Here is a 16,670-nt window from a genome sequence, read left to right as displayed (position 1 = left end):
ATTTTACTTATCATCTATATTCTCGGAAGCGGGAAGCGATGGCTGTGTTTTCTCCATAGAAGCCAAACGCGACTCGAGATCCTTGCGCCACGGCGCATCGTCGGGACTGCGCTTCAACAGCTCAGTCCAAATCGCCCGTGCCTGATCTATTTTTCCCGACTGGGCATAGGCCAGACCGAGGAAAAACGGGGGTCCGGGATGTTCGGGTGAAATATTAGCCGCCCTTTGAAACGCAAATTGCGCAGCTGGCGTGATGATACCGTCCGCATGAACAACCAGAGCATTGCCCAGCCCGACCCATAGATCGGGATCATTGGGATGCTCTTTGACACCGTTACGCAAATAATTGGCCGCAGCGCCATGCTTGCCGCTGCGGTTCAATGCATCGGAAAACACCAGCCATTCGCGCGCTGTGCCGAAACGCTCACCCATCTCATTGCGGGCCTCGATGTTTTTATCATCAAAGCTCTCGGGTTTTTCCTTTGGCTCTACGGAAACGCCTGCCATCCCCGGATGTCCCTGCCACGCATAGCCTGCAACCGCGAATAGTAACGCGGCTCCGGTCAACTCAAAAGTCCCACGCGGTAGCTTTCCCAGCCACACCAAACTGCCAAATAACAACAGTAAAAAACCCAAAAGGATTAGCCAGCCCATCACTTTTTATCCTTTTTGCGGCGAAAGCGACCCTTTGCCAATAGCAGCGCCGCGATCAACAAGATGATCGGTGCGATCCACAGCGGCCATGTCGTCGGCGTCATCGGCGGGTCATAGCTCACCCAGCTACCATAGCGGTCAATCAGCCAGTCGCGAACCTGTTCCGGCGTTTCACCCGCGGCGATACGTTCGCGCACCTGACTACGCATATCGCCTGCCATAGGCGCGTTGCTGTCTGCTATCGACTGGCTTTGACATTTCAGACAGCGCAGTTCGTCCATCAAATTGCGTGCAGCTTCTTCTTTTGCCGGATCATCCAGTTGCCGGTCTGCATAAGGCGCGGGCGGCAATCCGGTTTGTGCAGCCACAGATAATCCACAGGCAAGCAGTATCAGGGCCAGAAAATACCTCATTGAGAATCCCGTAATATTTCAAGCAGTTCCGGCACATGTTCCGGTCGAATATCGCCTATATGCTGGTGAACAATAATGCCGTTCCCATCAATCACAAAGGTTTCCGGCACGCCGGATGACCCCAATTCCAATTGCACCGAGCTGGTCGTATCCGAACCGATCCGGCTATAGGGATTGCCCCAGCGATTAAGGAAATTTGCAATATCCTCAGGTGTATCCCGGCTGGCGATAGCATGGATTTCTACCCCCGCTTTTTGCAGTTCAAGCAGTTGGGGTGCCTCGGCAATGCAGGGCAAACACCAGCTTGCAAAGATATTAAGCAGCTTGGGCTTGCCATCCACAAGATCGCTGCTGCTTAACGCCGGACGCTGTTCAATCGCCGCGGGCAATGAAAATTCCGGCATGGGTTTGCCGACCATTTTCGATTCAATGATATTGTCTTTAGGCGTCATCAGACCAACCGCGACCGCGGCGAAAAACAGGCCAAAGAGCACCAGCGGCAACCAGAGCAACCAGCGGTTCATACGGCAAGCTCCGCATATATTTTTTGTTTTTGCTGCAAATAGTGACGACGTAATCGCCCGATAAGTGCCAATAACCCGCCAAGCGAAACCAATATGCCGCCATACCAGATGAGCGTGACAAACGGTTTCCACCACACGCGAATCTGCCAGCGGCCTTGGGCATCGCCCTCCCCAAGCACTACGTATAGCTGGCCATTCCAACGGGTCAGCAAAGCCGCCTCGCTTGTCTGGGTCTGGGCCGCAGCAAACATGCGGTTTTGCGGCGAAATCTCTACCGTTTTGCCACCATCATATTGTGCGGTAATCCGGGATTCCAGTGCGGTCCAATTGGGTCCGGCTACCGGCTCTATCGCTTCAAATTTCAATTTCCACTTGTTGAGGGCTATTTCGTCACCGGGCTGCGCGGCCACCAGTTTTTCCTCGGTAAAGCTGCTTTCCGACGCCATGCCGACCAAAGCCACGGCAATACCAAAATGCGCGATCACCATGCCATAGGTGTGCAAAGGCGTCCGGCGCAAATTACGTTTCCACAGCGGCGCGAAGCTCGCCACCGCTACGCCCGCAGCAAGCGCCATGCCCAGTAATGACAATGCCGACATGCCGGTTGTCAGCAGAACCAGCAGGAACAGCGCACCCGCCGTTATCACTATTGGAAAGGATATACGGCTTAGCAAAGCCTTTGCATTATCACGCCGCCAGCGCAGCAGCGGCCCGGCCGCCATGATGATAATCAGAATAAGCGTCAAAGGGCCAGTTGCCAGATTAAAATAGGGCGGGCCAACCGACAGCTTTTCATCCGTAAACGCTTCAACGACCAACGGATAAAGTGTGCCGACAAAGACAATACCCAAAATTGCCGAAAGCAACAGATTATTGGCAACCAAAGCGCCTTCCCGGCTAACAGGTTCAAAACGTGCGCCTTCCCGCACAGTGCCGACCCTGAGCGCATAAAGCGCCATTGCACCGCCAATATAAATGGCAAGCAGCGCCAGAATGAAGCTCCCGCGCTCCGGATCAACGGCAAATGCATGGACACTGGTCAATATGCCCGACCGCACCAGAAATGTTCCGATCATTGACATGGAAAATGCCACAACCGCCAACATGACGGTCCATGCGCGAAGTCCGTCGCGGGTTGCCAATACAGTCACGGAATGGAGCAATGCGGTGGCCGCCAGCCATGGCATAAGCGAGGCATTTTCAACCGGATCCCAGAACCACCAGCCGCCCCAGCCCAGTTCATAATATGCCCAATAGCTGCCCGCTGTAATACCCAGCGTCAGGAATATCCACGCGCCCAGCACCCATGGGCGCATCGCCCGCGCAAAAGCAGGGCCAACATCTTTGGTAATCAGCGCGCCAACCGCAAAGGAAAAAGCAACCGACAGGCCAACATAACCAAAATATAGCGTCGGCGGGTGGAAAGCGAGGCCGGGATCCTGCAACAAAGGATTTAGCCCCTGCCCGTCTGCTGGAACCGGGAACATCCGCTCAAACGGGTTGGAAGATACAAGCAGAAAAGCATAGAAGCCAAGGCTGATAAATGCCTGAGCAGCCAATGTTGTGACCAGCGTATTTCTTTTCAGACTGCGTTCAAAAATCGCGATTATGGCCCCTGCAACTCCCATGACCGTGACCCACAGCAACATCGACCCTTCATGATTGCCCCATGTTCCGGCAAATTTATAAAGCAGCGGTTTGACCGAAGCACTGTTTTTCACCACCAGCGCAACCGACATGTCCGACCGCAAAAATAACCAGATGAGTAGCAGAAACGATAAGCTGACCAACACGCCCTGCGCGACTGCAACCGGGCGGATTGCGGTAAAATAATCCTCGCGCCCGAAACGCACTCCAATGACGCCCAGCGCAAATTGCAGCAATGCCAGTCCGGCGGCCAGCCACAAGGCGATCAGACCTGCTTCGGCAATCATTCGATTAGCGTACCCGTTGCATTGCTGGTCATGTCAATTCCTTCCAGCTCACGCGGGATATAATTTTCATCATGTTTCGCGAGCAGGCTATCGGCCACAAAAACGCCTTCGCTGGACATTTTACCATCTGCTACAACGCCTGACCCTTCAACAAATAAATCAGGCGTAATGCCGGAATAGACAACCGCCTGACTGGCCGTTCCATCGTGCACATTGAAGTTCACCGTCACACCGTCCGCTTCATGCCGGATAGACCCTTCTTCAACCATCCCGCCTAAACGAATGGCTTTGCCGACTGCGGGGTGTTTTTCAGCAATATCGGACGGCGTATAAAAATAACTGGCCTGATCCCGTAGCGCAAAAGCGGCCAACAGCCCCGCACCAACCAGCGCGACCAGTGCAAGCACGGCCAGTGTCAGTCTTTGATGTTTCGCCTTCACCTTTAAATCTCGCTTATCTTTCAATTCACTTGCGGGCGCGTTTCAGTTTTTCCGCCTTTGCTTCCGATTTACGCATGGCAATATAGCTCGCGACCATGACCCCTGCTGTTCCAAGCAGCACAATCGCATAAGATGCAATGACAAAAGGCCAATGGTTCATTCTGCTGCCATCCGCTTCAATCGGGCTTCCACTTTAGTCTCTGCCAATATACCACGCATCCGCATCAATACTATTGCGCCAAATAACAAGCTGAAGCCAATCACATTTATAGCCAGCGGCCATAGAAAAGCAGCATCAATCGAAGACCCGCTAACAGTGATACTCGCCTTTTGATGAAGGCTGTTCCACCATACAACCGAACGGTTGATGATCGGGATATTAATTGCCCCGACTATACCGAAAATCGCGGTTACACGCGACACTCCACCCTTTTCACCACTGGCATTAGCAAGCGCAATATAGGCAAGATAAAGAAAGAATAACACCAGTACAGATGTAATCCGCCCATCCCACACCCACCATGTTCCCCATGTTGGCCGTGCCCAGATCGATCCGGTGATTAGCCCCATCGCCGTAAACAAGGCGCCCGGCACAGCCATCGCCCGCGCAGCGACCGCCGCCAAAGGATGCCGCCAGGCAATTTGAACAATGCTGGCAACCGCGATTCCCGTCCATCCCCCCATGGCCAGCCAGACAGCAGGAACATGGATATATAAAATACGGACGCTATCCCCCATTAACCGGTCAGCTGGCGCATAAAGCAGGCCATAAGCCGAACCGAGCGTAATCAATATTACCCCGGCGACCATGAACCAAAGCGTCAACGGCCTGGCAAGCGCTAGAAAACGGGTGGGATTGGCGAAAACATGCATGAAAAAAAACGGTTATTGCCTCTGGCTACTGTGCTACCAGTGAAATCAGATTTTTTGATGGCAGAACTGTTACTGGCCGACAAGTGTTTTTCTATATAGTCGTATTCTGCGCGGTTGTGATTTGGTGGTTAAGCGCTTTGATGCTGAACAACGATCAACATATCAACGCCCCAATAACGTCTGCGCCATATTGTCCGCGACCTCAGCCGATGGCAGTTGGCGCGCATCGCTTTCCTGCCAGATTTCGATCAAACGTTCGGGGATTTTGGCAACTCTGCGGTTTACCTCGTCAACATCACCGTCACCAAGATATTCCAAACCAACGCTGATAATGCCGCCCGAATTAATAACATAATCAGGGGCAAATAAAATACCGCGGTCGAATATCCGTTGCCCGTCCTCCGGCGTCGCCAACTGGTTATTGGCCGCACCCGCCACAATGGGAACATTCAGATGCGCGATAGAGACTTTATCAAGTACCGCGCCCAAAGCATTGGGACTAAATACATCCGCTTCCAGACGCATGATTTCGTCAAGGCCGACCACCGCAGCCCCGGTTTCTTTTGCCAAATTGTTCGCGTGCTCACGGTTAATATCCGCAATACTGAGGCGCGCGCCATCTTTGGCCAGCAATCGGGCCACACCGCCGCCGACACTGCCTACACCCTGAACCGCTACATGCACATCTTCCACGCTATCTCGGCCCAGTTTATGCTTTACGGCGGCTTTTATGCCAAGATACACCCCCATGGACGTAAACGGGCCGGGATCACCGCCGGCATCACCCTGATCACTGATAGGCAATCCAGAGACATATTTTGTCTGTTTGGATACTTCGACCATATCGGCTGTGCTGATACCGACGTCTTCTGCCGTAACATAGCGCCCGCCCAACGAATCGACCATGCGGCCAAATGCAGCCATCATGCCCGCAGCTTTGGTCCGGTTGCGGTCAGCCAATATCACTGCTTTACCACCACCAAGGGGCAATCCCGCCATCGCGTTCTTGAAACTCATCCCCCGGGACAGGCGCAGCGCATCGGTTACTGCGGTTTCGCGATTCTCATAATGCCAGAATCTTGTGCCGCCAGCAGCCGGGCCCAGATGGGTAGAATGAAGAGCAATAATCGCACGAAGACCGGTTTGCGAATCATGAAAAAAATGCACGGCTTCATGGCCGTCAAAATCCCGCAAGTCCCATATGGCTGACATTTGCAACGGCTCCTCAATTTGTGCGTAACATAATTTGGAGACAACGTAATAATATTACAACGCTCATTTGTCACCCGAAAATTGAGGTGAACAGGGAAGCAAAGAATAATATTATGGTGTGCTTTAGAAAAAAATGGGGCGATCGAGGGGTCTCGAACCCCCGACCTCCGGTACCACAAACCGGCGCTCTAACCAACTGAGCTACGATCGCCACAATCGCATGACATACAAACTATCTGCTGCGCGCCGCTGCATAGGGATGCTTGGGGGCAGCCGTCAAGCATTTAGAGCATCCCGAGGTCATCTATCAAGCATCAAAGTGCATTGCCCCGCTGACGGTGGACAAGACGGGCCGGTTTACGGGCTGCATCAACCAGTGCGCGCTCCTCTACAAAAGCGCTTTGCATTTCAACTGCCAGGTCGAGCATGAACCAGCGCGTCTCCAGTTTTACTTGCTCCTGAACCTCTGGTGACGCGGCAAAACTGGCCGGAAATGATTCTGACCAAAAATCTTTCAGACTACCATATCCCGCTTCGGAACGGCGGCGCAGAAACTGCCGCGAACGGCCAATATCACCGTTGTTGGAAAGCATGGCGAGCAAAACAGCCTGCTCAGGGCGCAGACTATTAATGTTGATGGGCGATAAATCGGTGGTCGGCAGCGCACATAGCCATGGCGCAAGCCGCGTGTAGATAGCGCTCGTCACGCCCTTCACGGCTCGCAGCTCGCTAATATCGACTATCACCGCGTTGGCGGTGCGATACGGTGTATCCAACCCCATATAATAGTCATCCTCCGCCCCTCGTGGTGACGGTACCGCGTCACTATCTATCCAGTCGGTTAGTGTCCCCATTATGTCCATCGCCTGTGCTTGTGGTACATCAAGCAATGTCATTAAGCGCACAAACTGTGCTTGCCCTTCCGCTCGCGGCGATAAAACAGCACCAGTCTGTTTCACCAGACTGTTGACGTTGAAACAGTTTCCTCCATCCTTTAGCGCGGCAGTTATCAAACCACCAGGAACCGGAAAACGGCGCTCCTGTCCGTTCCAGCCACCAAAATTGGTGGTGCGTCCGGGCGAAAGACTGACGATCTGCTCTGCCGACTTCATCCCGATTGACTCTGCTGCGATCAGATAGGCCTTGGCCTGACTAAGCTCACGGGCATTGGCAGCAAGCTTTGTGGCCCCTGACAACCGATCAATCCCGTGGGCAGCAAGCACCGCGATGACAGCCACCAACAGTAAAACAGTTAAAAGGGCAGCGCCGCGCTCTCCTTTCCGCATTGATCCATGCCGCTTCACAAATAGCCCGTCCCGACGAGAAAAACATGCCGATAGGCTCGGCCATTTTGATCAAAGCGAAGCTCTACTGCACGGGGAAGATCGCTGATGCGCTCGGTTCGCCAATGGCTAATCCACTGACCACGTTTGTCGCGAAAACCTATTGTTAATCCGCTTATTCCTTCCAGCAATAGCGCCGGTTCGCTGATCAAGCCGCCATCTGTCATCTCATATTGGAAACGTTGAAGTTGCCCTTCGGACAAACGATAGGACACACGCTGCATATTGGAACGCGGCTTATTATTAATATTGCTGTGACCGCCACGAGTGAAGGATAGAAATCCCCGCTCACGATTCCCCGTTTCGCTGGCAAAGGCCGCCATCCGCTCGCCTCTCTCATTACGATAAGGCCGGGGAACAGCCTGACTTAAATCAGCTTCCATCAATGAAACCAGGCGCTGCATCTGCGCCATGTCGCTGAGCTTCTTGTCGGTCACCTCATTGCTGTTGACCGCGCCACGTAACAAAGCAATGCCAGCAAGCGACAACAGCGAAAATATAAACAATGCGACCATCATCTCGACCAGCGTAAAACCATGCTGCGCCATGCTGTTATCACAGCGATCAAGATTTGCGCCTTTCATGGTGATTTCTATATCCGCATTCTACCAGACAGCAAACAGCGGTTGCGGCCTTTGTATTTTCATTTAATCTCGACACCGGATATCAGGAGCAAATTCAGGCCCATTGATGACATACCTAAACACCACTTCCGCCAATTATCTGAGTTCAAAAGGCAATGTACAGCGTTATCCCGATAAGAATGTAGAGTTGTGCCAAGTGAAAGGCTTTCTGACAAAAGCTGAATGTCATCAGTTAATCAAGCGCATAGACGAAAAACGTCGGCCATCCACAATTGCTGATGCCAATGGCGATGATTATTTCCGCACCAGCGAAACCTGCGACCTGGATCACGGAGATAGTTTCGTTTCAAACATTGATGCAAAAATTTGCGATTTTGCCGATATTGATTCCTCATATGGCGAACCTCTACAAGGACAACGCTATGCCGAGGGGCAAGAATTCAAGCCTCATACCGATTTCTTTGATCCCAATGGACAAGACTTCAAAAAATTCTGCTCTGAATCCGGTCAACGCACATGGACATTCGTGATATATCTTAATCAACCTATTGCTGGCGGAACCACTCGCTTTGTTAAACTGAAGAAAAGTTTCATTCCTAATAGCGGTAATCTTCTATGCTGGAATAATATGCAGCCTGATGGCAGCGTAAACGAGCTGACTCTCCATCACGGAATGAAAGTGCGTAAAGGAACCAAATATGTCATCACCAAATGGTTCAGGGAGCGCCCGTGGATATGGAGCTAATAAAGAGCGGCCCAAGTTGAGGTCCGGTAAAAAAGCAATCGGGGCATTGATATTGCAGAATATTTCATGAAACTGACCAGTTACCGTCCCGGGCCCGGCATGATGGTCTCTGCTGCTTTCATTGGTCCTGGCACAGTCACCGCCTGCACTCTTGCCGGTGCCAATTTTGGTTTTGCACTGATCTGGGCGCTGGTCTTTGCTACATTCACAACCATAATCCTGCAATCGGTTGCAGTGCGGGTCGCGCTGGTATCCCGAATGGGACTTGCAGAAGCGATGATGCAAAGCGTTTCTTCTACATCACTAAAGTGGCTTGCTGCTCTGCTGCTCATATTGGCATTGGCACTGGGCAATGCAGCCTATGAAGCGGGTAATATTACTGGCGCAATATTGGGACTTGAAGCGCTAAACGACGGTATATCAGATAGTCGCAGCTTCGCCATCTGTGCAATCGGTTTGCTTGCTGGCGCCGTAATATTGTTTTCAAAACCGCGATGGGTCGAGAGGATTTTAATCGGCATGGTCCTGTTCATGTGCCTATCTTTCCTAGTGACTTTCCTCATCACCCGGCCAAATATTCCTGCGATTCTGGAAGGATTCATCCCTAGCATTCCTCAAGGCGGATTATTGACCGCCGTTGCGCTGATCGGGACAACTATCGTTCCCTATAATCTGTTTCTCCACGCCGCGAGCGTCAGGCAGCGCTGGGCGGAAGATAGCGACTTGGCCGAAGCACAGACAGACAGTGCTTGTTCCATCGGACTCGGCGGGTTAATCTCCATCACTATATTAGCTACAGCAGCGGCCAGCCTGTTCGGAACCGGCAAAGAGATTTCGAGCGCCGTTGACATGGCGCAGCAACTAAGCCCGCTATTTGGCAGTTTTGCCGCGGCAACGCTGGGCGCTGGTCTTTTTGCTTCCGGATTGACATCTGCTATCACCGCACCGCTCGCGACAGGATATATTGTGCAAGAAATATTTGGAAAAACTGATTCTGGATCATCGCGTACGCCCTTTCGAATAGGTGCGTTGCTGGTCATATTATCGGGCACATTTGGTGCGCTTTTAAACTATAAGCCGGTAGAAATCATTTTCGTGGCACAGATTGCCAACGGATTATTATTGCCGATCATTGCATTTTTCTTGATTAAACTGGCCAATGACAGCGCTTTATTGGGCGGCCATGTAAACGGGTGGAAAGGCAATATAGCCGGCGCAGTAATACTGGCCGTCACCGGACTCCTGGGCATAAGGCTAATCGCAAAAGCACTGGGATGGTGGCCATGACAGACATGATTGATCTCAATGCCGATCTGGGCGAGGACGAAAGCGCCGAAGGTATAGCACGCGATATCGCGATTATGGATATTGTTTCCAGTTGCAACATTGCGTGCGGAGCTCATGCAGGTTCGCCTGAAACCATGCGCGCAATGTTGATTGCGGCCAATGAAAAGGGCATTTCGGCTGGTGCCCATCCATCCTATCCCGACCGCGCTAATTTTGGACGGAAAACTATGAGCATGGACAAGAGCAGCTTGACCAGAAGCTTATTAGAGCAATTAGAGTCCATTGACTCCATCGCAAAGGATGTCGGAACAGTGCTAACCCATCTGAAACCGCATGGCGCTCTGTATAATGACGCGCAAGACAATGAATCACTAGCAGATATTCTGGTCTCGTTAGCGCAAAGTAAAAAACTCGCACTGGTATGTATGGCCGATTCCATCATTCAACAAAAAGCGCGTGAAAAAGGCGTCCGTTTTGTTTCAGAAGCTTTTATCGACCGACGATATACAAAATATTCCCGTCTCGTACCCCGCACGGTGGATGGGGCGGTTATCCATGATAATGAAATGCGCGTAAAGCAGGGACTGGCTTTGGCACAGGGAAAACCAATAACTACCATCGAAAATCAGTTCAGAATCATTGAGGCAGAGACACTGTGCCTTCATTCTGATAGTGATGATGCATTAACTACCGCTAAAGAAATACGATATGCTCTGGAGCAGGCGGGCATCGCAATAGCAGCGCCAGTGGCAGCATTATGATTCCTATTCACGCTTGTGACGACTGGCTTTCATGCCGTCTGGATGATCTCGATGCAGTGCATGCCGCAAGCGCCGCTGTGCGCGGGGAATCGGTCTGGCAAGAGGTCGTTTCCGGACTTGATAATATTGCTGTGAAATTTGACCCGGCACTTATTTCTCCACAAGAAGCGACAAATCTTTTACGCAAGCATTTGCGGTCGCGCAAAATTGCCAGTGATATGCAGACAACCCCGATCACTATACCGGTTTGTTATGATGCTGATCTAGCCCCGGACCGAGACTGGATCGCCGAGAAAATGGGACTGTCACCGACAGCACTTATAGAATGGCATAGCGGTTTGCAGTTCAGAGTGACAATGCTCGGCTTCATGCCTGGATTTGCTTATTTAATATGCCGTGAGAATATATTGAATATCGGAAGATTGCCCAACCCGAGACAAAAAGTGAGTGCGGGGTCAATAGGGTTTATCGGTGATCAAAGCTGCATTTATTCCTTTGACAGTCCCGGCGGCTGGCCGATAATCGGTCGCACACCATTTCGGTTGTTTGAGCCAGAAAGGTCAAAACCGGCATTGCTGTCCGTCAACCAATCCGTTGCCTTCCGGACAATTACTCGAGACGAGTTTGATAATCTGACCGAAGACATTAATATTAAAGAAAAAGATGCATGACACTCACGGTCGTTAAACCCGGCCTGCAAACCACATTGCAAGGTGCCCCGTTTTCGGGTCATCGGCACTTAGGCATGCCAGCGGCCGGAGCAGCCGATTGCTTATCTCTTTTACTTGCCAACCACTTAGTCGGTAATGCACCGGACACTATAGCGATTGAAATTACACTGGATGATGCCAAGTTCACTTTCACAGACGCCGCCGTCATTGCCCTGACCGGAAGTGCCAAATTTTTGCGGCTTAATGGGCAAGACCGTTCATTACATAAAGTCTTATCCGTACAATCTGGTGACGAAATTCATGTCGGGCCTGCGAAGCATGGCTGTCGGTCGTATCTGGCTATCGCCGGAGAAATAGTCGCACAGTCACTGCTGGGCGGACAGTCCACATATCTTAGCGCCCGACTTGGCGGGTATCATGGCCGCGCATTAAAAGCGGGCGACATTTTGGGTTGGCAGCCCAGTAAGTTGTTGAGCAAAAACACGTCGTGCCAAAGAACTCCAAACAACCTGCAACTAGCCATGACTGACAATTATATTCTCCGCGTCACCATAGGGCCGGAATTTTCCATGTTGAGCCCCCTAGCTCAAACCAGAGTTTTTGAAGAAAAATTCATGGTCGGCTCAAGAGCTAATCGTATGGGGATTGGCTTGCAGGGTGCGGGTTTAAGTACACAGAGCGGGTCGCAAATTAACAGCTCTCCGGTATTTACCGGGACTGTTCAATGCCCCCCGGATGGGCAAGCCTTTTTATTGGGACCTGATGCACAAACGACAGGCGGATACCCACGGATAGCGCAAGTCATCCGAGCTGATCGTCATCTCATCGGGCAAATTCGTCCAGGATCGCAAATACAATTCGTTAGAACCACAAATGAGCGGGCGGTAGAAATTTACCGACAAAAGCTCTCAGTGCTTAAGCCGTGGCTTGGACCAATCAACCTGTGGTGAGCAGAGGCACAAGGCTCTGCCGACACAGTTTAGTTTTTCTTTAGAGACAAACCGCCAAAACGTTTGTTGAAACGTGCGACCTGGCCGCCTGTGTCCATCAGACGTTGACTACCGCCTGTCCATGCAGGATGCGATGTCGGATCAATATCGAGTTGCAGCGTGTCACCTTCTTTACCCCAAGTAGAGCGGGTTTCAAATACGGTGCCATCGGTCATCTGAACTTTAATCATGTGATAGTCGGGATGGATATCTTTTTTCATTTTTCTGCTCCAAAACGGGCTGGTTTCCGACCAGATCCCTAAGCGTGTAATATTCAACGAAGCGGCGGATTAGCTGCCGCCGCTCCAAAGTGCAAGATTCTTTTATTATCGATACGCTGCTTATGAACTAGGCGGGTCGGCAATCATAGCTGTAAAACTGGCTTCAGCTGCAATTTTATCTCCAATCATCGCCTTCCCGGAGAATTTGCATACGCGCGGCCGTTTCTGAACAAATTCAACATTGAGCGACAATAGACAACCCGGTTCAACAGGGTTACGAAATTTTGCACCGTCAATTGCCATAAAATATACCAGCTTGCCCGAACCAACAAGACCAAAGCTTTCCATTGCCAAGACGCCTGCGGCCTGGGCCAAAGCTTCCACGATCATTACACCCGGCATGATCGGACGTCCGGGGAAGTGACCCTGAAAAAATCCTTCGTTGATTGTGACAGCTTTCACCGCACGAATGGATTCATCCTTGATCAACTCTTCGACACGGTCGACCAGTAACATAGGATAGCGGTGCGGCAACACCGCCATCACTTTTGTTACATCATAATCTAAAAGATCAGACATTATTATTCTTAACGTCCAGAAGGCTGCTGGGTTTCAGCGGGCTGCGCAGCGTTTTCTTTCTGTCCTGGCTGCCATCCTGCTGGCGGAGTGATCGTTGCTGACGGGATCAGTTTGTTCAACTCTGCAATAATAGCATCCGTCATATCGACATATGGCTCACGCGCGACCACAGCTTGTGGTTGCAAAATCAAATCGACCTTTTTGGCTTTCATCGCTGTTCTGATAGCGTCATTCAATTTCTTGCCTACCTGCTCTTCAACATAGGCGGTTGCCAATGTCACACGCTGCTGCAAACGGGCCAGTTCCTGTTGGCCAGCTTGACGTTTTGCCTGAAGAGCCTGTGCTTGAGGCTGAACAGTGGCTTGAGTGGCACCGGGCTTCTGAACAGCGGCGTTATACGCATCGATTAGAGGCTTCATTTCAGTTTGCAAAGCGGCTGCACGAGCATTTGTTGCATCAATATCCGCTTTATAAGTTGTCTTCATCTGCTCAAGGGCAGTCTGATATGCCTGTGACCGAACAACCGCAGCTTCATAATTGGCAACAGCGATACCCGTTTTGGACTGCGCTGCGGCAGGAGAAGCAACAATGGCTGGAACCGAGAGGGTGGCGAGTGCCAGCGCGGCTGACTTCATTAGTGTTTTGGTTGAAATTATCATTAGAATTGTGTCCCTACATTGAAAGTGAATAGCTTGGTATCGTCACCAGGCTCTTTTAACAGAGCGCGCGCTAGGTCGATCCTGAATGGACCGAATGGAGAGTTCCAGTTGACCCCGATGCCAACGGAAACGCGAGGCTTGGCACTATCACCAAAGAACCGTTCGGTAAATTGTGTTGCGATCGGGAATGGATTATTGTTGCTGTCGGTAGCCTGCGGCGTGATGACGACATTACCGTCTGAATCGGTTCTCAAATAACCCAGAGAGTTTTCAATTGGCACAGGCACCATTTGTGTTGGATCTTCTGTGCTAGGCACCATTACCAAATCGCCATTGGCATCACGCTGGTTCAGCGTGCCAAAAACTTGTGGATTTTGCAGAATGGGAGGTGTCACATTGAACACCGCACCGGCATCAATAAAAATTGACGGACGCAGTCCAAGTTCACGCATGCCCGAACCAAGAGGAATCTCAAGCTCAGCGCGGGTCAGATAATACGCACGTCCACCTATAGCATCGTCGATTTGCTGGTTCTTGGTTTCAACAATCTGGTTAAACGGTTTGCCATTATCATCCAGCGCCGGGATTGTGGTGTTGCGAACAACCCTTGGGCCGACACCACGAATATCGAAACCGCGTATCTGCGGCTCACCCAAGAAGAAGCGATCCGTCAGACGAACATCGTCAATACCATTCGCTGCACTACCGCGATTTTCAAGCGGATGGATGTAACCACCTTCACCGCTGATCGAGAATATGAAATTCCCTAATACGCGCCAATATTTTGCAGCGTTCAAACGTCCACGCAAATATTTGACACTACCGCCAAGACCAGCAAAATCCAGGCTTCCAACCACTGTTTGTCCACGCGTTGGGCGGATACGATTATCCCGATCATCATAAATAAGCGAAGCGCCGATTGAAGACGTCGTACGCTTACCGATCGCATCACAAAGAAAACGTCCGGCGATTAGAGGGTTACAAGCTCCGTTAGTGAAGAAACGGTCCTTATCCAGAGTTACATCGTCATAGCTAAGCCCATAACGGAGCGAAGCTGACAGATATTCCGTGATCGGCACACCTGCACGGACCTGAAAGCCGGTGGTTAGCTGCTCGAATGTCGTCTTGCGATCATTACCGATAAAGTTAAAGCTGTTCAAATCACGGCGAAAAACATCGACCCCGACCGCAATATTCCGGTCGAACAGATATGGCTCGGTAAAACCAAGCTCGATAGATTGCGAAAAGCTGGAATAGCTCACGCTAGCGCGCAATTCCTGTCCCTTACCGCGAAAGTTACGCTGCCGTATTGATGCCTGCAAAATGAAGTTCTCGACACTCGAGAAACCGGCAGATAGCTGTAATTCACCGGTCGCACGCTCCTCAACATTGGCTTCCAGTATGATCCGGTCCGGCGCACTGCCCTGCTTCTGTTCAATTTCCAGTTCATCCTGAAAAAAGCCCAAAGATTTAATCCGGTTGGCGGAGCGTTTGACCTTGAAGCTGTTAAACGCATCGCCTTCATTCAAACGGAATTCACGGCGGACTACTTTGTCCTGAGTCAAAGTGTTCCCGTTAATATCAATACGTTCGACATAGACCCGTTCACTTTGGGCCACCTGAAATGTGATCCCCATAGTCAGGGTCTCTTTATCGCGATTGAATTCGGGGCGAACATCCGCAAACGCATAGCCGAACAACCCGGCTGTCTCCGACAGGGTTTCTACCGTATCCTCAACCTGCTTCGCGTTATAATAATCGCCTTCTTTCATCGGCAACAGTGGAGTCAGTGTTTCAGCAGTAAAATCACGAATCTCGCTTTGTACTGAAACATCACCGAATTTATAACGATCTCCTTCTTCGACCACATAGGTGATGATGAAATCTTTTTTATCCGGTGTCAGTTCAGCCACAGCGGAAATAACCCGAAAATCAGCATAGCCTTCGGTTAAATAAAATTGACGCAGTTTTTGCTGGTCAAAAGCAAGACGGTCCGGATCATAAGTGTCGCTGGAACTGAAAAAGCGCCAGAAACGCGACTGCTTTGTCACCATTTCACTGCGTAAATCACCATCGGAGAATACTTCATTTCCGATAATATTGATTTGCTGAACCTTGGACTTTGGTCCTTCATTCACCTCAAAAACAATATCAACTCGATTTTGGTCAAGCTGAACCATTTTGGGCTCAACACTGGCAGCAAACCGGCCTTTGCGTTTATAAAGCTCAATAATACGTGCAACATCAGCGCGTACCTTGGACCGGGTAAATATCTGACGCGGTGCCAAGCGAATTTCCGGAAAAATTTTATCGTCTTTTATCCGCTTGTTACCTTCAAGCAGGATGCGGTTTATCACCGGATTTTCAACTACTTCGATAATTACAGCGCCGGCATTGTTGCGGATGCTCACATCCTTGAACAATTCCGTTTCGAATAAATCCTTAAGCGCCTGATCCGCTGCTTCCTGAGTATAGGTCTGGCCAACCCGTAGCTTCATATACGAAAGCACCGTGCCCGATTCCAGACGCTGGGAACCGTTTACCACGATAGATCTTATAGTATCCGCAGCAGCAGACGGATCAGTCGGAACAGGTTCCGCAGGTCCGACCGGTGCTTCTTGTGCGTGCACCGGCACCGTGATGCCCGCTAAAATAGTACCACTCAATAATATAGGCAGGAGACGTTTATTATGCTTCACAGACAAACTCGCTTTCACGTCTTAAACTCAATAAATCAAACCAGTGTAAAAATAGCATTATGCTTTGCAAAACCCCTGCCCC

19 protein-coding genes and 1 tRNA gene are annotated in these 16,670 nt (G+C 50.8%); 5 read left to right on the top strand and 15 right to left on the bottom strand.

The genetic code is table 11. The features are described from left to right. Positions 1–3 precede the first annotated feature (3 nt). From AB1K62_RS01860 to gspJ, 11 genes are all read right to left on the bottom strand, one after another. Positions 4–654: a tetratricopeptide repeat protein gene (locus AB1K62_RS01860; protein ID WP_367000780.1), complete on the bottom strand. Its 651-nt coding sequence runs from the start codon at positions 652–654 to the stop codon at positions 4–6. Continuing rightward, positions 654–1,067, bottom strand: coding sequence for a cytochrome c-type biogenesis protein (locus AB1K62_RS01855; RefSeq protein ID WP_367000778.1), 414 nt, complete (start codon positions 1,065–1,067; stop codon positions 654–656). Before AB1K62_RS01855 ends, AB1K62_RS01860 begins: the two co-directional genes overlap by 1 nt. Continuing rightward, on the bottom strand, positions 1,064–1,591 hold the full coding sequence (locus AB1K62_RS01850) for a DsbE family thiol:disulfide interchange protein (protein WP_367000777.1): 528 nt from the start codon (positions 1,589–1,591) through the stop codon (positions 1,064–1,066). Before AB1K62_RS01850 ends, AB1K62_RS01855 begins: the two co-directional genes overlap by 4 nt. Continuing rightward, complete coding sequence (locus tag AB1K62_RS01845) at positions 1,588–3,525, bottom strand: heme lyase CcmF/NrfE family subunit (protein ID WP_367000776.1); 1,938 nt, start codon at positions 3,523–3,525, stop codon at positions 1,588–1,590. The genes AB1K62_RS01850 and AB1K62_RS01845 overlap by 4 nt, the downstream gene beginning before the upstream one ends. Continuing rightward, a complete protein-coding gene (ccmE, locus tag AB1K62_RS01840; protein WP_367000775.1) occupies positions 3,522–3,965 on the bottom strand; it encodes a cytochrome c maturation protein CcmE in 444 nt (147 codons plus the stop codon). Before ccmE ends, AB1K62_RS01845 begins: the two co-directional genes overlap by 4 nt. Before the next feature lie 25 nt (positions 3,966–3,990). After that, the gene (locus AB1K62_RS01835; RefSeq protein ID WP_367000773.1) at positions 3,991–4,125 is read right to left on the bottom strand and encodes a heme exporter protein CcmD; all 135 of its coding nucleotides are present in this window, start codon (positions 4,123–4,125) and stop codon (positions 3,991–3,993) included. Continuing rightward, positions 4,122–4,838, bottom strand: coding sequence for a heme ABC transporter permease CcmC (ccmC, locus tag AB1K62_RS01830; protein WP_367000772.1), 717 nt, complete (start codon positions 4,836–4,838; stop codon positions 4,122–4,124). The genes AB1K62_RS01835 and ccmC overlap by 4 nt, the downstream gene beginning before the upstream one ends. A gap of 162 nt (positions 4,839–5,000) precedes the next feature. Further along, a complete protein-coding gene (locus tag AB1K62_RS01825; protein WP_367000770.1) occupies positions 5,001–6,050 on the bottom strand; it encodes a Glu/Leu/Phe/Val dehydrogenase dimerization domain-containing protein in 1,050 nt (349 codons plus the stop codon). A gap of 134 nt (positions 6,051–6,184) precedes the next feature. Further along, a tRNA-His gene (locus tag AB1K62_RS01820) sits at positions 6,185–6,261 on the bottom strand. Between the two features lie 103 nt (positions 6,262–6,364). Continuing rightward, complete coding sequence (gspK, locus tag AB1K62_RS01815; protein ID WP_367000768.1) at positions 6,365–7,336, bottom strand: type II secretion system minor pseudopilin GspK; 972 nt, start codon at positions 7,334–7,336, stop codon at positions 6,365–6,367. Between the two features lie 14 nt (positions 7,337–7,350). Next, positions 7,351–7,977, bottom strand: a complete 627-nt coding sequence (gene gspJ, locus AB1K62_RS01810) for a type II secretion system minor pseudopilin GspJ (RefSeq protein ID WP_367000767.1) — start codon at positions 7,975–7,977, stop codon at positions 7,351–7,353. 106 nt (positions 7,978–8,083) lie between these two features. Here gspJ and AB1K62_RS01805 point away from each other — a divergent pair, with 106 nt between their 5' ends. From AB1K62_RS01805 to AB1K62_RS01785, 5 genes are all read left to right on the top strand, one after another. Then, entirely contained in the window at positions 8,084–8,722 is a 639-nt protein-coding gene (locus tag AB1K62_RS01805; RefSeq protein WP_367000766.1) for a 2OG-Fe(II) oxygenase, read from the top strand. 66 nt (positions 8,723–8,788) lie between these two features. Further along, complete coding sequence (locus AB1K62_RS01800; protein ID WP_367000765.1) at positions 8,789–10,009, top strand: Nramp family divalent metal transporter; 1,221 nt, start codon at positions 8,789–8,791, stop codon at positions 10,007–10,009. Then, positions 10,006–10,770, top strand: a complete 765-nt coding sequence (gene pxpA, locus AB1K62_RS01795) for a 5-oxoprolinase subunit PxpA (RefSeq protein WP_367000764.1) — start codon at positions 10,006–10,008, stop codon at positions 10,768–10,770. The genes AB1K62_RS01800 and pxpA overlap by 4 nt, the downstream gene beginning before the upstream one ends. Continuing rightward, entirely contained in the window at positions 10,767–11,441 is a 675-nt protein-coding gene (locus AB1K62_RS01790) for an allophanate hydrolase subunit 1 (RefSeq protein WP_367000763.1), read from the top strand. The genes pxpA and AB1K62_RS01790 overlap by 4 nt, the downstream gene beginning before the upstream one ends. Then, entirely contained in the window at positions 11,438–12,391 is a 954-nt protein-coding gene (locus AB1K62_RS01785) for a biotin-dependent carboxyltransferase family protein (protein ID WP_367000762.1), read from the top strand. The genes AB1K62_RS01790 and AB1K62_RS01785 overlap by 4 nt, the downstream gene beginning before the upstream one ends. Before the next feature lie 29 nt (positions 12,392–12,420). On the opposite strand, the gene rpmE is transcribed toward AB1K62_RS01785, so the two are convergent. The 4 genes from rpmE to bamA all read right to left on the bottom strand — a co-directional run bounded on the left by rpmE (position 12,421) and on the right by bamA (position 16,588). Beyond that, positions 12,421–12,651 (bottom strand): 50S ribosomal protein L31, encoded by a 231-nt coding sequence (gene rpmE, locus AB1K62_RS01780; RefSeq protein ID WP_367000760.1) that lies wholly within the window; start codon positions 12,649–12,651, stop codon positions 12,421–12,423. A 120-nt stretch (positions 12,652–12,771) separates the two neighbouring features. Continuing rightward, positions 12,772–13,230 (bottom strand): 3-hydroxyacyl-ACP dehydratase FabZ, encoded by a 459-nt coding sequence (gene fabZ / locus AB1K62_RS01775; RefSeq protein ID WP_367000758.1) that lies wholly within the window; start codon positions 13,228–13,230, stop codon positions 12,772–12,774. Between the two features lie 8 nt (positions 13,231–13,238). Beyond that, positions 13,239–13,889, bottom strand: a complete 651-nt coding sequence (locus AB1K62_RS01770; RefSeq protein WP_367000757.1) for an OmpH family outer membrane protein — start codon at positions 13,887–13,889, stop codon at positions 13,239–13,241. Further along, the gene (bamA, locus tag AB1K62_RS01765) at positions 13,889–16,588 is read right to left on the bottom strand and encodes an outer membrane protein assembly factor BamA (protein WP_367000755.1); all 2,700 of its coding nucleotides are present in this window, start codon (positions 16,586–16,588) and stop codon (positions 13,889–13,891) included. The genes AB1K62_RS01770 and bamA overlap by 1 nt, the downstream gene beginning before the upstream one ends. Positions 16,589–16,670 lie beyond the last annotated feature (82 nt).

It is taken from the genome of Parasphingorhabdus sp. JC815 (assembly GCF_040717415.1).
Lineage (GTDB): Bacteria > Pseudomonadota > Alphaproteobacteria > Sphingomonadales > Sphingomonadaceae > Parasphingorhabdus.
Note: the sequence above shows the minus strand (reverse complement) of the source record. Positions and strands in the feature narration are given on the sequence as shown.

Bases quoted from the DNA above. Each gene is read 5' to 3' on its own strand.
- AB1K62_RS01860 (WP_367000780.1), bottom strand. From the start codon at position 654: ATGGGCTGGCTAATCCTTTTGGGTTTTTTACTGTTGTTATTTGGCAGT.
- AB1K62_RS01855 (WP_367000778.1), bottom strand. From the start codon at position 1,067: ATGAGGTATTTTCTGGCCCTGATACTGCTTGCCTGTGGATTATCTGTG.
- AB1K62_RS01850 (WP_367000777.1), bottom strand. From the start codon at position 1,591: ATGAACCGCTGGTTGCTCTGGTTGCCGCTGGTGCTCTTTGGCCTGTTT.
- AB1K62_RS01845 (WP_367000776.1), bottom strand. From the start codon at position 3,525: ATGATTGCCGAAGCAGGTCTGATCGCCTTGTGGCTGGCCGCCGGACTG.
- AB1K62_RS01835 (WP_367000773.1), bottom strand. From the start codon at position 4,125: ATGAACCATTGGCCTTTTGTCATTGCATCTTATGCGATTGTGCTGCTT.
- ccmC (WP_367000772.1), bottom strand. From the start codon at position 4,838: ATGCATGTTTTCGCCAATCCCACCCGTTTTCTAGCGCTTGCCAGGCCG.
- AB1K62_RS01825 (WP_367000770.1), bottom strand. From the start codon at position 6,050: ATGTCAGCCATATGGGACTTGCGGGATTTTGACGGCCATGAAGCCGTG.
- gspK (WP_367000768.1), bottom strand. From the start codon at position 7,336: ATGCGGAAAGGAGAGCGCGGCGCTGCCCTTTTAACTGTTTTACTGTTG.
- gspJ (WP_367000767.1), bottom strand. From the start codon at position 7,977: ATGAAAGGCGCAAATCTTGATCGCTGTGATAACAGCATGGCGCAGCAT.
- AB1K62_RS01805 (WP_367000766.1), top strand. From the start codon at position 8,084: ATGACATACCTAAACACCACTTCCGCCAATTATCTGAGTTCAAAAGGC.
- AB1K62_RS01800 (WP_367000765.1), top strand. From the start codon at position 8,789: ATGAAACTGACCAGTTACCGTCCCGGGCCCGGCATGATGGTCTCTGCT.
- pxpA (WP_367000764.1), top strand. From the start codon at position 10,006: ATGACAGACATGATTGATCTCAATGCCGATCTGGGCGAGGACGAAAGC.
- AB1K62_RS01790 (WP_367000763.1), top strand. From the start codon at position 10,767: ATGATTCCTATTCACGCTTGTGACGACTGGCTTTCATGCCGTCTGGAT.
- AB1K62_RS01785 (WP_367000762.1), top strand. From the start codon at position 11,438: ATGACACTCACGGTCGTTAAACCCGGCCTGCAAACCACATTGCAAGGT.
- rpmE (WP_367000760.1), bottom strand. From the start codon at position 12,651: ATGAAAAAAGATATCCATCCCGACTATCACATGATTAAAGTTCAGATG.
- fabZ (WP_367000758.1), bottom strand. From the start codon at position 13,230: ATGTCTGATCTTTTAGATTATGATGTAACAAAAGTGATGGCGGTGTTG.
- AB1K62_RS01770 (WP_367000757.1), bottom strand. From the start codon at position 13,889: ATGATAATTTCAACCAAAACACTAATGAAGTCAGCCGCGCTGGCACTC.